The following is a 15,288-nucleotide window of genomic DNA, read 5'->3' as shown; positions in this document are numbered from 1 at the left end:
CCAGCGCCGATGGTACTGCTAACGCGGGAGAGTAGGCCGCCGCCAGTTTTTATTTTATTTTTAAAAAATCCTTTATCATTGTGATAAAGGATTTTTTTGTTTTATACCCAAGTTAAGCTTATAAGCAATAAGTAATAATTGATAAACGATACATCAATCAACTATGATTGATCAACTATCACCTATCATTTATTACTTATGCTGACAGCATACACTCCAATTGTCACTCCGTAGGAGTCTCATCAAAGTATTAGCACATAACTCAAGTATTAGTTTTACCTTTTAAATCCTTTTAAGACTCTAATAAAGGAGGCTGGATTCCTGCGGAATGACACAGTAGGAAAGAAGCAGGCCAAATAAAAAGAAAGACGCCAGTTGAACCATAGCACAATTGAGAAGGGATGTTTATGACACTATTGAAAGATCATTCCCCCGGTTCAGCCTAAAATTATTCATTGTTACGGCTGTTCATTCTTTGCTTTCACTTACTATCGTTTATTCTAACTATTTGACACTCCGTAGGAGTCTCATCAAAGCATTAGCTTATAACTTAAGTATTACTTCCTTCTTTACTTTTTAATGTTTTAAACTCTAATAAAAGAGCTTGGATTCCTGCGGAATGACACAGTAGAAAGAAGTGACACAAATGAAGGAGAAAGACGCCGTTGGAACTCTCTACCTTTTGAAGCTTTAAACTCTATAAAAAGAGTCTGGATTCCTACGAAATGGCACAGTGGAAAGAAGCAGCACAAATGAAATAGAAAGACGCTATTTACAAGAAAAGTTTTATCTGTTTAGTCTGCTATTTGTAGGATAGAAATCATTTTCCTCTTTTTAAGCTCATAAATTGCTTATCGCAAACAAAATCTGGGCTTATCATTATAAATAGGTCTGCGTGGCTGAAATCTGCTTTATTTTAATCCAAAAGAAATAAAAAACCGCTTCTCTGCAGAAACGGTTCTTATTGATGACATTTTGATTTTTTATCTTACATATCACTGTTCGTGTCCGGGCATTTGAAGTCATCGCTGCAGGTTGCACAAACAATGGTTCCGTTGCAGTAATACATACAGAAATCTGTTTCCGGAAGATTAGCTCCACCTGAAATGTTCTTTAATTGGTTCTTTTGTAGTTTTTTTAGGTTTTTCATATAGTTTTAATTAAAAATTTGTTGTTAAAGTAAAAATAATTAAAATATTTTTAATTATACAATGTGTGGTATATTTAAAAATTAAATTTAATATAGCTTTCTATATTCTTTTACGGTTTAAGACTTTTTTAGTTTTTAATTGACTAATTATTAATATAATAAATAGTAATTTTAAGCTAGCGTTACCCGAAAAGCTTATAGAGTAGGAATACCAAAAACCAATAACTATGAAAAATTTTAAAAAACTTTCAAGAGAAGACAGAAAATGTATTGTTGCGGGAGAAAATTTCCCGGCATATTGTTTTGAAGGAGGCGGACCGGGAGAAGGAGGATGTTCTGCCGGAGAAATCTGTTCAAATGGAAAATGTGTCCCTTATGTTGAGGGTCCCGGAGGAGGACAAAATCCTGGAGGTGGCGGCGATACTTATACCTGTATCTGTCCATGGGGAACTTTTACACAACCCACTCCTTGCCCCGAATTTTATTGTATAACGGGATAAAAATAAGTAAAATGAATATGTAAATAATAACGGCTGCCTCTATAGAGACAGCCGTTTCTTTTATTTTTTAATCAATCCCAGTTCGATCAATCTTTCATGCAGGAATTCTCCGGCGGTAGTATCTTCGTATAATTTAGGATTGTTTTCATCTACACAGTTCTCAAGTGCATTTAAAGACATGGCACTGATTGGATGCATAAAGAAAGGAATTGAATATCTTGAAGTGCTCCACATTTCTCTTGGTGGGTTTACCACTCTGTGGATGGTAGATTTCAATTTGTTGTTGGTATGTCTTGAAAGCATGTCACCAACATTGATCATCAGTTCATCTGGTTCGGCAATGGCATCAATCCATTCTCCGTTGTGATTTTGAACCTGAAGACCTTTTCCTTGTGCTCCCATTAAAAGAGTGATAAGGTTGATGTCTCCGTGAGCAGCCGCTCTTACCGCATCATCCGGTTCTTCAGTGATTGGCGGATAGTGAATCGGTCTTAAAATAGAATTTCCTTCTGCGATCTTGTCATCAAAATAAAATTCATCTAAACCAAGGTGTAATGCTAAAGCTCTTAACACATACTGTCCTGTTTTCTCAAGCATCTGGAATGCTTCTTTACCAACTTCGTTGAATCTTGGAAGTTCTTCAACGATTACGTTGTCCGGATACTCAGTTCTGTATTTTGAATCATCAGACAGATACTGTCCAAAGTGCCAAAATTCTTTTAAGTCTCCTTTTTTGAAACCTTTTGCAGTTTCTTTACCGAATCCTACATAACCTCTCTGGCCACCAATTCCTGGAATCTCATACTTTTGTTTCGTTTCCACTGGCTGTTCAAAAAAGTTTTTTACCTCTCCATACAAATCATCCACTAGGTTGTCATCAAGAAAGTGGCCTTTTAAGGCTACAAAACCAATTTCTTCATAAGCTTTTCCGATTTCATTTACAAATTTCTGTTTGCGTTCCGGGTTGCCCGAAAGGAAATCACGCAGGTCTACACTAGGTATTTTATCCATTTTTAGAAATTTACGAACAGCAAAATTACATTTTTTTTAAATTAAATGATTTTAAAATCATTATTTATAAGTTAAATTTGCTGTATGAAAAAATATTCTTCTAAGAGAAGTATCCAAATACTTGCACATCTTCTTCAGCAGTACGGAATTGCAGATATCGTAATTTCTCCGGGGTCGAGAAATGCTCCTTTGGCCATCCATTTTTCAGAGGTAGATAGTTTCAACTGTTACAGCATTGTAGACGAAAGAAGTGCTGCTTTTGTTGCAATGGGAATGGCGAAAAGTGAGAAAAAACCAGTAGCTGTTACGTGTACCAGCGGATCTGCGGTAGTTAATTATTATCCTGCGGTTACGGAAGCATTTTATCAGAATGTGCCCCTTTTGGTACTTACTGCAGACAGGCCGACAGATTTTGTTGATATATTCGATGGGCAAACGATCAGGCAGAAGGATGTTTTTCATCAGCATTCCTATGGTGATTTCCAGCTTTTGGAAGACAGTAAGGAGAATGCAGAAGATATTAATTTCGATATCATTAAAAAAGCTATCGAACTTTGCTTTGAGAAGCAAGGTCCGGTACATATTAATATTCCTCTGGAAGAACCTTTGTATGAGCTGGTTTCAGAGCTTCCTACTTTTCCTACGGTAGAAAAGACAATTAAGCATAAAGAGTATGAAATTCCGTCCAATCTGATTGCAGAATGGCATACTTCACAAAGAATTATGCTGTTGGTGGGAACAAGAGACTACAGTCCGGAACTGGAAAACCAGCTGACTCAGTTGGTGAAAAACCATTCTGTTGTGGTACTGAGTGAAGCCAATTCAAACCTGCATCATGAAAAATTCTTCAAACATATAGACCGTTATATTTTCAATTTTACAGAAGAGGATTACAAAACATATGCTCCTGACCTGTTGATTACAGTTGGGCAGAATGTGGTTTCCAAAAAAGTAAAACAATTCCTCAGAAGTGCCCGTCCTAAACAACATTGGCATCTGGATGAAGTGTGGCAGCCTGATACTTATTTCTCACTCACAGAAAAGATCGAGGTAAAACCTGAGGTTTTCTTCTCAAAACTGCTGAAATTTATCAATCTGGAACCAAGGCCTTATTATAACCTTTGGGACGTCTTAAGGGATAAAAAAGATGCTAAACACGAACAGTTTTTAAATACAATTGATTTCTCAGATTTTTATTTCTTCAATAAAGCGTCACAAACAATTCCTGAGAATTATAATATTCATTTCAGTAACTCCTCGGGGATCAGATATGCGCAGCTGTTTGATTTTGGGAAGAGAAAAATGTACTGTAACAGAGGAACAAGTGGTATTGACGGATCCACTTCTACGGCAATGGGATTTGCCATTAAAAATGAAAACCCAACTTTATTGATTACAGGAGACCTGAGTTTTTTCTATGATATCAATGGTCTTTGGAACCAATATATTCCACCGTTTGTAAGAATTATGATCTTCAATAATGGTGAAGGCAATATCTTTAAAATCATTCCCGGACCTGGAAATGCCAATCCGAATACTCTGGACGAATTTATTGCTACAAAACACCGTAAAAATGCAGAATCTCTGGCGAAACATTTTGGATTCTCCTATATCAGAGTAGAGGATGAACTTACGCTGGATAGGGTTCTTGAGAATTTCTTCAAACCTGATGCGCAGCCAAAAATCCTGGAAGTAAATACTCACGGGAAGAATAGCGCAGATGTACTGAAATCGTATTTTGAGTTTATGAAATAAATTTAAAGATCAAGATATTCTTCATTCCCCGGCAGATTGATAATTCTGTCGATAGGATAGATAAACATATCATCAAAATCATTCAACGCATTAATGATCTGGAAATGGGTGAATTGCTTTATATTCTGTAAAGTGATCTCCGTTTCTTTGATCTTTTTATGCTTTAAAAGATGTTGTCTCTGCACACCGTTCAACAGGTAAGTAGAAGGAGTGAACCAGTCTTTTCCCTTTAGAAATAAAAGGTTGGAAAAGGAAGTATCCGTGATATGATTATTTTTGATGATGATAATTTCTTCTGCTTTTGCTTTCATCTTCATTTTATCGAGCTCTTTGCGGTCTTCAAATTTGAATGAATAATCAAAGCTGTTGTTTTCTACCAGTTGAAAGTCATGTATTTCAGGAATCGCATAAGGAATCATCTGTGTTCTGATCTTTTTATCAAGGTCATAAGCAATTCTCAGCTTGAAAAGTCCATCTTCATCATGCTGCAGATTTTTATAGATCTTGGCCAGATCAATTGAGTCTTCCTTCCCGAAATGGGAAAATGTTTGATTGACACGTTTCTGATGTAGATCCAATAGAAACACCTCCTGATCTTCTACTTTAATGCTTTCAATGAATTGGGACATAGATTTTATTTTTCATTTCCTGATATTCGTCTTCTAATTTGCTCATGTGCGTTATACCGCCTCCGCTTTTGAAATACAATTGATCTCCTTCTTTTTCAATAAAGCGTATCATTACACAGCTGTCTACATTTTGGCCGTCAAACCAGCCACAGATTCCCGTGTAATATCCTCTGTCATACCCTTCCGCATCCAGAATAATTTCCAGTGTTTTAGGTTTGGGAGCTCCTAAAATAGAGCCTGCAGGAAGCAGTTTCTTCATAATACTTCCTATTTTTCCCTCATATTCAGGTTTTATCATCCCTGAAATTTCGGAACTCATTGCATACAGATCCTTCTGCCGGGTTTTGATAAAATCAATCTGTTGGAACTGATCTACCTGTACATCGTCAGCTACCATGCTTAGATCGTTCCGAAGGAGATCTACAACCGTGTAATGTTCTGCCTTCTCCTTTTTATCATTCTTAAGAATTTCTGCTGCATTTTCAATAGATGCATCAATGGTTCCTTTCATGGGATAGGTGAAAATTTTTCCATCAATGATCTTTACAAAAGTTTCCGGAGAAAAAAATACAAAAAAATCTTTATAAAAAACTTTGTATTTCGCATTTGAATGATAAAAAATTTCTTCCAGGGTTAAATTAGTCTCAATACGTGTTTTTCTAGTGTAATTTACTAAGTAAGAGTTTCCCAAACGAATATTTTTCTGAACTTTATCAAAACCGGCCTGAAAGCTCTCCAATTCTTCAGGAAAGGATTTCCAAACTACTTTTTTATCCAGCGTATGGGTTGCTTTTGAGGTTGAAAATTCTTGAAAATCAACAATTAAACCCTCTTTTTCAATTTTATTTTCCTGATAGATTTCAACATTCTCCGAGAGAAAGTCGATGATGAAAAAATAGGGAACCTTCTGAAGAGAAAGCTCGTCCATTTCCATAAATTTTTGATGATTCACTGAAAACATTCTGCAAAAGTACTTATTGATGTTTACTTTTGCATAAATTTTTTACGATGCAGAACAAATATCCTCAGAAACCGGGAATAGATTTTATATTGAAGCAGGCATTTTTTTATTGGAATAAAACACTCGTTTTTCAGTTGATGTTTTCCATTTTTTACTTTGGAATTTTCCTCACGGTATTTTTCGCCGCAGATCTCAAATATAATATTTTGAGCCAGTACATGGAAACTAGCAAGTATCTGAAGGATGGTATGCAGGCATATGCCGCACAATATACTAAAATGGTTTCTACTCCGGAATTTCAGAATTTTTCTCTGATGATTGTGGGGACTATGATCTTTCTTTATCCTCTCAATATCGGGTTTTATCAGATTTACAGAAAAATTGATCTTAAAGAAAAGCTGGAACTGGGAGATTTACTGGTGGGATATAATGGACTTAACTTTTTTAAGTACATAGGATATTATATTTTCTGGTTTTTCATTTATATCAATGCTGCCCAGACTATTATTCTTGGAATCGTTTGGGTGATAGCAACTGTATTTGTTGCTCCATTGATGTTTTTTACCAATAAAAGAATCTTTGAATCCATTTCCCTGAATTTTAAAGCGCTCAGAATGTATTTTCTGGAAATAACGGTATGTGTAATCGTTGCCTTTCTATTTAAGTACTTAGGCTTTGCCCTATTTTTTATTGGAGGATTATTTACTTTTCCTTTTTGGAATGCAATGATTTACTCATTGTATAAAACCGTTTTTTCAGAGAAAAGTTAAAATTCATTCGTGTTTAATGGGATTTTTTACTAAAAAAAAGTAAATTTGGTAAAATCATTAAATATTTAAACTATGTCTGAATTTAACGAATTTGATCAGCAGGGCTCTGTACCCAACAGAGAAACGGGATCAATTATTTCTCATGCTTTTGAAATGTACAAAGGCGTTTTCGGTTACGGAATTGTAGCTATGATCATCTACCTTATCGGAGGTTCTGTTATTCAAATGCTTACAGGGTTTGACTCTGCTTCTATGGTGGAAGAAATGAAATCAGGAGGAGATTTTAATTACTGGAGTGCTCCGGGGCTTCCTTTATATATGGGAGCGTCCAGCCTTTTTGGACTTTTATTATCTCCCTTGTATGTAGGATTGATCTATATGGTCAATAAATACAATACCAAAAGTCCGATTGAATTTTCTGATCTTTTTATCGGATACCGCCAGAATTTTGTAAACATCCTGATTTATAGTCTTCTTGCGTGGATAATTTCTTCCATTGCTTTGGCATTATGCGTTCTGCCTATCATTTTTGTATATCCTTTCCTTTTAATAGGATATCCGATTCTGTTATTTGAAAATGCTTCAGCTACAGAGGCTTTATCAAAGTCGTTCAATATTGCTAAAGAAAATTATGGAACTTTCTTATTAACCGGGTTTTTAGGAGGTCTGATTTCTGTTGCAGGAATTATTCTTTGTGGAATAGGGATTATCCTGACAGCTCCGTTTATTATGATTGTAATGTACTCTACCTATTGCGCTTTCTTAGGAAAACCAAGACAGATTATATACAGTAAATAAAATATAAAATACATGATGAATAAGGACAAACAAATAAGCAGTGTTGCGATAAAGCAGATGTCGTTACTGGCCATCATTCTGGTATTGACCGGATTAATCTGCTTTAATCTGGCATTGTTTATTCCCTCGGTTCTGGGAGCGATTACCATTTATGTAGTCTGCAGAAAGTATAATTTTTATCTGCAGGAAGAAAAGAAATGGAAACCGTCACTGGCTGCTTTTGCATTGATGTTTGCAAGTCTTATTGTTCTTATTCTTCCGATCTATTTTATTGCCGATCTGATTATTGATAAACTGGGAAATGCACAGGCTTATATGGCCAAGTTCAATGTTTTCCTGGATAAAATACATGCTTATATTTTCTCAAAAACAGGGTTTGATATTCTAAGCAAAGAAAATATGGCAAAACTGAAAGATAATGTAGGAAAATTTTCTACTTCTGCAGTCAGTGGGACATTCAATACGCTTACAGTTGTGATGTCCATGTATTTTATTCTCTATTTTATGTTGGAAAGACCAAGACTCTTTGAAAAGATTCTGACTTCTTCCGCTCCGCTGAAGAGAGCAAATATCTCTTTGATCGGCGATAAAATGAGAAAATTAATCATGGCCAATGCGATAGGTATTCCTGTCGTAGCTGTAGGACAAGGGATTGTTGCGCTTATCGGATACCTGATTTTCGGAGCACCGGGAGCTATACTTCTTTTTGCCTTGACGGCTGCCGCTTCAGTAATTCCTGTAGTAGGAACGGCTATTATCTACGTTCCGGTATGTATTTTTATGATTGCGGAAGGTAATACCGGACAAGGAATTGGTTTGGCGATCTACTGCCTTGTGGTGGTGGGGCTTACTGATAATCTTCTACGTTTTACCCTTTTAAAGAAACTGGAAAATATTCACCCATTGAATACCGTATTCGGAATCATCATGGGAATGAATCTGTTTGGGTTTATGGGACTGATTTTCGGACCTATCCTGATCTCATTGACACTTCTTCTGGTGCAGGTATACAGGAACGAATTTTCGGATGAAGATACTCCTCCGGATCTTGAACTGCCCGGTCAGGATGATATTAAAGAAAAATTAATTTAATTATATAAAAACGTGGAAGGAATCAATCCCGAAATACTAAAAGAAATCTGTGTCATGAAAATGCCCTTCGGGAAATACGAAGGAACAGTGCTGGTTGATCTTCCGGTAAGCTACCTGGAATGGTTCAACAGAAACGGAATGCCAAAGGGAAAATTGGGAATGCAGCTTTCAACGGTCTACGAGATCAAGTTAAACGGGCTGATGGATCTTTTGACTCCTATCAGAGCAGCAGTAAGAAATGGGTTGTAAAAATTAAATAGACCATTTTTATATAGTTTCGGCGGCATCGAAGATGCCGCCGAAATTATTTTATCATTAATCCTTTTACGCTTTCAATGCTGAAATTTCATCTCTCAGCTTGGCAGCTTTAATAAAGTCGAGATTTTTTGCTGCCGCTTCCATTTCTTTTTGTTTCTGGGCAATCATTTTCTCGATATCTTCGGTAGCGTAGGTTGCCTTTGTTTCGGCAACTTTCTGAAGGATTTCTTTTTGTGTATATTTTTCATCAGGGAAGTCTTTGCTTCTTCCTACGAGATTTTCGGATATCTTTTTATTTAATGCTTTTGGCTTCAGACCGTGCTCTTCATTGTACTGCATTTGCTTGGCACGGCGGTATTCGGTTTCATCCAGGGTAGCCTGCATAGATTTTGTGATTTTGTCTGCATACATGATTGCTTTTCCGTTCACGTTTCTTGCGGCACGCCCTACGGTCTGGATCATTGATCTTCTGCTTCTCAGCATTCCTTCTTTATCAGCATCCAGAATGGCAACCAGAGAAACTTCAGGTAAATCCAGACCTTCTCTTAATAAGTTAACCCCAATCAATACATCAAAAAGCCCTAAACGAAGATCCTGCATAATCTGAATACGCTCCAGGGTCTCTACATCTGAGTGAATATATCTCGTTCTGATTCCGAATTTGGTGAAGTACTTGGTAAGTTCTTCCGCCATTTTCTTGGTTAAAGTAGTCACCAGTACTCTTTCATCCGCATCGGCTCTTTTCTGGATTTCTTCCATCAGATCATCAATCTGGTTCAGTGAAGGTCTTACTTCGATAATCGGATCTAAAAGCCCTGTAGGACGGATAATCTGTTCTATATAAGTGCCTCCCGTTTTTTCCAGTTCATAATCTGCAGGTGTAGCAGAAACATAAATAACCTGATTCTGAATGGCTTCAAATTCTTCAAACTTTAAAGGTCTGTTGTCCATTGCAGCGGGAAGTCTGAAACCGTATTCCACCAATGCTTCTTTTCTGCTTCGGTCTCCTCCGTACATGGCATGAACCTGTGGAACAGTAACATGGCTTTCATCAATAACCATTAAAAAATCTTTAGGAAAATAATCAATCAGGCAGAAGGGTCTCGTTCCCGGAAGACGGCCGTCAAGATACCTTGAATAGTTCTCAATTCCTGAGCAATAGCCCAGTTCTTTAATCATTTCAAGATCCAGTTCTGTTCTTTCCTGAAGGCGTTTTGCTTCTAAAGGCTTCCCGACAGAGCTAAAGAAATCAACCTGTTTTACCATGTCATCCTGAATCTCTTTAATGGCGCCATTTAAGGTTTCCTTCGATGTTACGAAAAGATTGGCAGGATAAATCTGTATCTGATCAAAATTATCTTCTACATTTCCTGTTACAGGATCGAAACTTTGAATCTTTTCAATTTCATCTCCAAAAAACTGAATTCTGATTGCATTATCAGTGTAGGCAGGGAAAACATCGATTACGTCTCCTTTTACACGAAATGTTCCTCTCTGGAATTCATTCAGTGTTCTGGCATACAGTGCATTAACTAGCGAATGGAGAAGTGCAGTTCTTGTCACTTTCTCACCAATGGCGATAGAAATCAAAGATTTATGAAATTCCGTAGGGTTTCCGATACCATAAATACATGAAACAGAAGCTACAATCAAAACGTCTCTCCTTCCCGAAAGAAGGCTGGCAGTTGCAGAAAGACGTAGTTTTTCTACCTCTTCATTGATGCTCAGGTCTTTTTCAATATAAGTTCCTGTGGTAGCAATATAGGCCTCGGGCTGGTAGTAATCATAGTAGCTGACAAAGTATTCCACTGCGTTTTCGGGAAAAAATTCTTTAAACTCCATGAAGAGCTGTGCAGCAAGCGTTTTATTGTGTGCCAGTACCAGAGTTGGACGTTGTACTTTTTGTATAACATTCGCAACAGTAAAGGTTTTTCCGGAACCTGTTACCCCCAGAAGCGTTTGATATTTTTCACCGATCTCTATTCCTTCAGTAAGTTTTTCAATTGCCTGAGGCTGGTCTCCGGTAGGTTTATATTCTGAGTGAAGCTTAAAATCCATAGAAAAGAATGTATACAACAAAAATACGAAAGAAATTATTAGGCTGTATAATGTTTTGAAGGTGAATATTTTGATAATAAAATTTTAACTTATCAAACCTTAATTTTTGATTTTTTGAAATTGTCTGATTAAGAAAAATTGAAAAATTAAAAAATTAAAAGCGCTAAAAGTTGCGCTTTATTGTTAGGGTCGGTTAAAAGTCATCGTTGCGGAAACTTTCAATACTGAAGCAATGGCTTTTCCATCTTTCACTGCAGGTATCCATACTGTTTCATTACTGATTTCAGTGACTGTTTTTAAAAGTTCCCGGTTCAGAATTTCATTTTCTCCTAAATGGTTATTGGCATTATTTTTCCATTCGTTGTATTACACCTAATCATAATAATATGAAAATCAATTCATTTTACATTCCTGTAGTAAGCCTTTTTCTTTTTTTATCTTCGTGCAAAGAGAATCATGCGAATGCTCAAAAGACAGGAAATGACGGAAGTGTAGAAACAGAAAACCCTAATTCTGATTACAGGCCGGCATTTAAAGGACAGACAAGAATTAAGGCTGTAAAGTCGACAACAGCCTATAATATTGAAATACTAAATAAAGATTTGGGAAGGCCCTGGGGCATTATCAATTTACCTGACGGAAAATTCTTAGTCACCGATAAGAATGGGTACATGAATATTGTTTCACCAGATGGAAAGCAGGTCTCCAAAATAGAAGGCTTTCCAAAAGTAGATTCAAAAGGGCAGGGCGGAATGCTGGATGTCGCTCTTGATCCTGATTTTAAAACCAATAGTATTATTTTTTTCAGCTTCTCGGAACCATTTGGAAAAGGAAACTTAACATCTGTTGCGAAAGGCAAGCTTTCGGCAGATCTTAAAAGTATTTCAGAGGTAAAAGTTATTTTCCGTGCAGAACCTTCTTATGATGGAGATAAACATTATGGAAGCCGTCTTGCTTTTGATAAAGATGGAAATTTATTTGTCAGCACAGGAGAAAGATCAGATAAAGTTACCCGTGTATATGCCCAGAAAACAGATAATTATCTTGGGAAAATTTTAAAAATTACAAAGGATGGGCAACCGGCTCCGGGAAATCCTTTTATCGGAAAATCAGGATATAAACCGGAAATCTATGCTTATGGAGTCCGAAACCCGCAAGGAATGGCTATCGATCCCAATGGCAATCTCTGGGATGTTGAAATGGGGCCAAGAGGTGGTGATGAAATCAATCTGATCCAACCCGGAAAAAATTACGGTTGGGGAGATGTAACCTATGGAATTGAATATTCCGGAGATAAAGTAGGACAGGGTATCACTCAAAAAGAAGGAACAGAACAGCCGGTCTATTATTGGGATCCTGTGATCTCACCAAGTGGAATAACTTTTTATACAGGAAATATAGACGAATGGAAAGGAAATCTGTTTATCGGATGTTTAAGCGGTGAGCATATTGACAGAATTGTCATGAAAGACAATAAAGTAGTAGGAGAAGAACGTCTTCTTGCAGATCAGAAAGAGCGTTTCCGGGATGTATTAAATGGAATGGATGGAAATCTGTATGCCGTAACAGATAGCGGTAAACTTTATAAAATTTCAAAAAAATAGGAAAAAAACTGTATCAAAGGTTAATAATTTCACCTTTGTCATTCTGACGAAGGAAGAATCTCATTTATAAATCAATAACATAAGATTCTTCACTACATTGTTGAACTACGTTCGCAGACCTTCAGTCTGTGTTCAGAATGACATTTTGATACAGTTTCTTTTTATTCTCTTAAAACTTAAAATTTAGTCTGGCAAAAACCTGTCTTCCGGAAAATCCCATCTGAACAGGATCAAAAATACCTCCACCTTCTGTGTTTCCATCACTTACCTGAGTGGTTTGCAGGGTAGGATATCTGTTGAACAGATTTTTACTGCCCAGGGTTACATTGAGATTCTTACTAAATTCATAACCAAAAGAAAGGTCTGTTGTTACTTTTGGATTATAAACCTGTTCTGTACCGTCATAACCAATGAGCGTGACCTTATCAAATCTTACCAGCTGAAGGTTTGCATTGAATTTACTGATCTTATAATTGAGGTTTAAATTCACTTTTGTTTTCGGAGCAGAAGCAAGAATAAAAGCCTTTTCTCTTTCGCTCAGGTAAATGTCTTCTTTTCCTGCCAGCTTTTCCGAAGTGTTTACTTTGGTGATTTCCATGTCATTATAGTTCCCTGCTAAAGTAGCCGTCAGCTTTCCGGATCCTATATTTTCATTATAGCTTAAGATAAGATCAACTCCTTTCGTGCGCGTATCAATTGCGTTAGAAAAGAACTGTACCTGATCAATAAACGGATTTTCTGCCTGAACCTCTGCCGGCAGGTCTGCCTGTGTAAAATATCCGGTAAGAACAATTCTGTTTTTTACCTCAATATAATATCCATCCACTGTCGCCGTGAATTTTCCTGTGTTAAAAGTGAATCCTGCACTCCCGTTCACCGATGTTTCCTGTTTCAATTGAGGAATTCCGAGACTGCTTGCCAGTTTGCTGTCATTAGACGCCAGCTGAATAGTCACCAATTCACCTTCCTGAAAGTTAGTAAACTGCTGGCTGTAGTATTTTTGAGCCAAAGAAGGAGCCCTGAACCCCGTAGAAACAGATCCGCGGAAAGCAAACTGAGGAGTAAATGCATATCGTGTAGCAAACTTACCATTCAGTGTACTTCCGAAATCATTATAATTTTCAAACCTCCCGGCAACGCTTATCATCCAGTTTTTAGTCACATCCAGTTCAGTATCTATGTAGGCAGCAAAGTTATTTCTGCTTTTACCGATATCTGTAGAATACCCCGGGAATCCCTGCGAACCGCCTGGTCTTACGCTATTATCATTTAAAGGGTTGGTAACCAGTAAACTCTCAGGGGTGTCTGGTGTAACAGGATTTCCGTTTTTATCATACATGGTATAGGAGGCCTCTTCTCCTTTGATGATATCAAATTTTTCATATCTGAATTCAGATCCGAAAGCAATATTCAGTCCTTCCAGTACCTTAAATTGTTTCACGGCATTAAACCCGGTTGTATTTTGCAGCAGAGAATGTCCTCCTGCATTAAAGCTTGTTGGAGATTTGACTCCTAAAGTGGCATTAATTGTATTATCGATCTGATAAGTGAATCTGTTGTTGCCAAAAGCATTATAAAAATCTACATCCCAGTCAGCAACTTTGAACCTTATTCCATTGTCAAATGTGAAATCCGTAATGCTGGTGTTTTCAATCGGATTAAATCCTGTAGGGTAAACTTCAGGGATATTACCGTCTGCATCAGGGGTTCTGGTCCATGCATAAGCCTTAGTATTTCTATGTGAAAAACCTTGGCGGGAATAGAATTTCAGACCATCAGACAAAGGAAGTTCAATATTTCCGAAAAAGTAAATATTTTGAGCCTTGGCATCTCCGAAACGCTGTCTTGGAGCTGTGTAAATATCCGGATTTGCGTTTCGTATGGCGTAATCTTTATTAACAAACTCTACTGTAAAGTTTCCAAAACCGCCTTTTGAGCCTATTTTGGTCCCTAAATTTCCACTGAAATCAAAGGTCGTTCCGTCTACTTTGTGATCAGAAACAACATCATTGTTTCCGGGGCTTTTAAAAAGGTTCATTCCATAAAAAGCATTTCCTTCAAAACCTTTGTCTCTGTCATTCAAAATAACGTTGATAACTCCTGCAATAGCATCAGAGCCGTATTGGGCGGAAGCTCCGTCACGAAGAACTTCCACTCTTTTTATAGCACCAATCGGGATAGTATTCATATCATATCCGGTATTTCCTCTTCCTTTGGTTCCGAAAAGGTTGATCAGTGAAGACTGGTGATATCTTTTTCCATTCAATAAAAGTAAGGTCTGATCGGGACCAAGACCTCTTAAAGTCGCCGGATCTACAGCATCAGCACCATCAGATCCTGATTGCTTGTTGGAGTTGAAAGAGGGCGCAGAAAACTGCAAAAGCTGATTGACTTCTATCTGTCCTGTAGACTGGCTTACCTGCTTAATGTCGATGATGTCAATAGGAACAGGAGTATTAACCACCGTTCTCTTTTTGTTACGGCTTCCTGTAATGGCTACTTCGTCGATCTTGGATTCTTTCAACGTGTCTTTTATCTGCTGGGCATAAGAGAGGGTAGACACTCCAAGTAAAATGATACTGATGTATTTTATCTTCATAATAATAATTTTGAGTGATGATCCGATCAAAATTATTAATATTTATTTTTAAATCCATACTGAAATTAAATATTTAGTATGGATATCTTAATTTAACATTGAT

At 37.1% G+C, this 15,288-nt stretch carries 13 protein-coding genes; 7 read left to right on the top strand and 6 right to left on the bottom strand.

The window, feature by feature from the left end:
• Positions 1 to 988: 988 nt before the first annotated feature.
• On the bottom strand, positions 989 to 1,150 hold the full coding sequence (locus tag AC59HC_RS10370; protein ID WP_202840965.1) for a bacteriocin-like protein: 162 nt from the start codon (positions 1,148 to 1,150) through the stop codon (positions 989 to 991).
• A gap of 227 nt (positions 1,151 to 1,377) precedes the next feature.
• Between AC59HC_RS10370 and AC59HC_RS10365 the strand changes: the two genes are divergently transcribed.
• Positions 1,378 to 1,650 carry a hypothetical protein gene (locus AC59HC_RS10365; protein WP_496558544.1) on the top strand — a complete coding sequence of 91 codons (273 nt, stop codon included), beginning with the start codon at positions 1,378 to 1,380 and terminating at the stop codon, positions 1,648 to 1,650.
• Between the two features lie 60 nt (positions 1,651 to 1,710).
• Here AC59HC_RS10365 and AC59HC_RS10360 read toward each other — a convergent pair whose 3' ends face one another.
• Entirely contained in the window at positions 1,711 to 2,661 is a 951-nt protein-coding gene (locus tag AC59HC_RS10360; protein ID WP_202840961.1) for an isopenicillin N synthase family dioxygenase, read from the bottom strand.
• Positions 2,662 to 2,745: 84 nt separating this feature from the next.
• Here AC59HC_RS10360 and menD point away from each other — a divergent pair, with 84 nt between their 5' ends.
• A complete protein-coding gene (gene menD, locus AC59HC_RS10355; RefSeq protein ID WP_202840959.1) occupies positions 2,746 to 4,416 on the top strand; it encodes a 2-succinyl-5-enolpyruvyl-6-hydroxy-3-cyclohexene-1-carboxylic-acid synthase in 1,671 nt (556 codons plus the stop codon).
• A 2-nt stretch (positions 4,417 to 4,418) separates the two neighbouring features.
• Here menD and AC59HC_RS10350 read toward each other — a convergent pair whose 3' ends face one another.
• Together AC59HC_RS10350 and AC59HC_RS10345 are read right to left on the bottom strand one after the other, a co-directional pair.
• Entirely contained in the window at positions 4,419 to 5,045 is a 627-nt protein-coding gene (locus AC59HC_RS10350; protein ID WP_496558543.1) for an aminotransferase class IV, read from the bottom strand.
• Entirely contained in the window at positions 5,029 to 6,006 is a 978-nt protein-coding gene (locus AC59HC_RS10345; RefSeq protein ID WP_496558542.1) for an aminodeoxychorismate synthase component I, read from the bottom strand. The genes AC59HC_RS10350 and AC59HC_RS10345 overlap by 17 nt, the downstream gene beginning before the upstream one ends.
• A 47-nt stretch (positions 6,007 to 6,053) precedes the next feature.
• Between AC59HC_RS10345 and AC59HC_RS10340 the strand changes: the two genes are divergently transcribed.
• The 4 genes from AC59HC_RS10340 to AC59HC_RS10325 all read left to right on the top strand — a co-directional run bounded on the left by AC59HC_RS10340 (position 6,054) and on the right by AC59HC_RS10325 (position 8,915).
• Complete coding sequence (locus AC59HC_RS10340; RefSeq protein ID WP_202844402.1) at positions 6,054 to 6,776, top strand: hypothetical protein; 723 nt, start codon at positions 6,054 to 6,056, stop codon at positions 6,774 to 6,776.
• A gap of 72 nt (positions 6,777 to 6,848) precedes the next feature.
• Entirely contained in the window at positions 6,849 to 7,574 is a 726-nt protein-coding gene (locus AC59HC_RS10335) for a beta-carotene 15,15'-monooxygenase (RefSeq protein WP_496169775.1), read from the top strand.
• Positions 7,575 to 7,586: 12 nt separating this feature from the next.
• Positions 7,587 to 8,666: an AI-2E family transporter gene (locus tag AC59HC_RS10330; RefSeq protein ID WP_496558541.1), complete on the top strand. Its 1,080-nt coding sequence runs from the start codon at positions 7,587 to 7,589 to the stop codon at positions 8,664 to 8,666.
• Positions 8,667 to 8,687: 21 nt separating this feature from the next.
• Complete coding sequence (locus tag AC59HC_RS10325; protein WP_077419572.1) at positions 8,688 to 8,915, top strand: DUF3820 family protein; 228 nt, start codon at positions 8,688 to 8,690, stop codon at positions 8,913 to 8,915.
• A 75-nt stretch (positions 8,916 to 8,990) separates the two neighbouring features.
• Here AC59HC_RS10325 and uvrB read toward each other — a convergent pair whose 3' ends face one another.
• Positions 8,991 to 10,982: an excinuclease ABC subunit UvrB gene (gene uvrB / locus AC59HC_RS10320; protein WP_202840951.1), complete on the bottom strand. Its 1,992-nt coding sequence runs from the start codon at positions 10,980 to 10,982 to the stop codon at positions 8,991 to 8,993.
• Positions 10,983 to 11,368: 386 nt separating this feature from the next.
• Between uvrB and AC59HC_RS10315 the strand changes: the two genes are divergently transcribed.
• Complete coding sequence (locus tag AC59HC_RS10315) at positions 11,369 to 12,586, top strand: PQQ-dependent sugar dehydrogenase (RefSeq protein ID WP_429812019.1); 1,218 nt, start codon at positions 11,369 to 11,371, stop codon at positions 12,584 to 12,586.
• Positions 12,587 to 12,755: 169 nt separating this feature from the next.
• On the opposite strand, the gene AC59HC_RS10310 is transcribed toward AC59HC_RS10315, so the two are convergent.
• Positions 12,756 to 15,185, bottom strand: coding sequence for a TonB-dependent receptor plug domain-containing protein (locus tag AC59HC_RS10310; RefSeq protein WP_496558540.1), 2,430 nt, complete (start codon positions 15,183 to 15,185; stop codon positions 12,756 to 12,758).
• Positions 15,186 to 15,288: the final 103 nt, after the last annotated feature.

This window comes from Chryseobacterium sp. DZ-32 (assembly GCF_059587025.1).
This window is presented reverse-complemented; position numbering and strand designations above follow the sequence as displayed.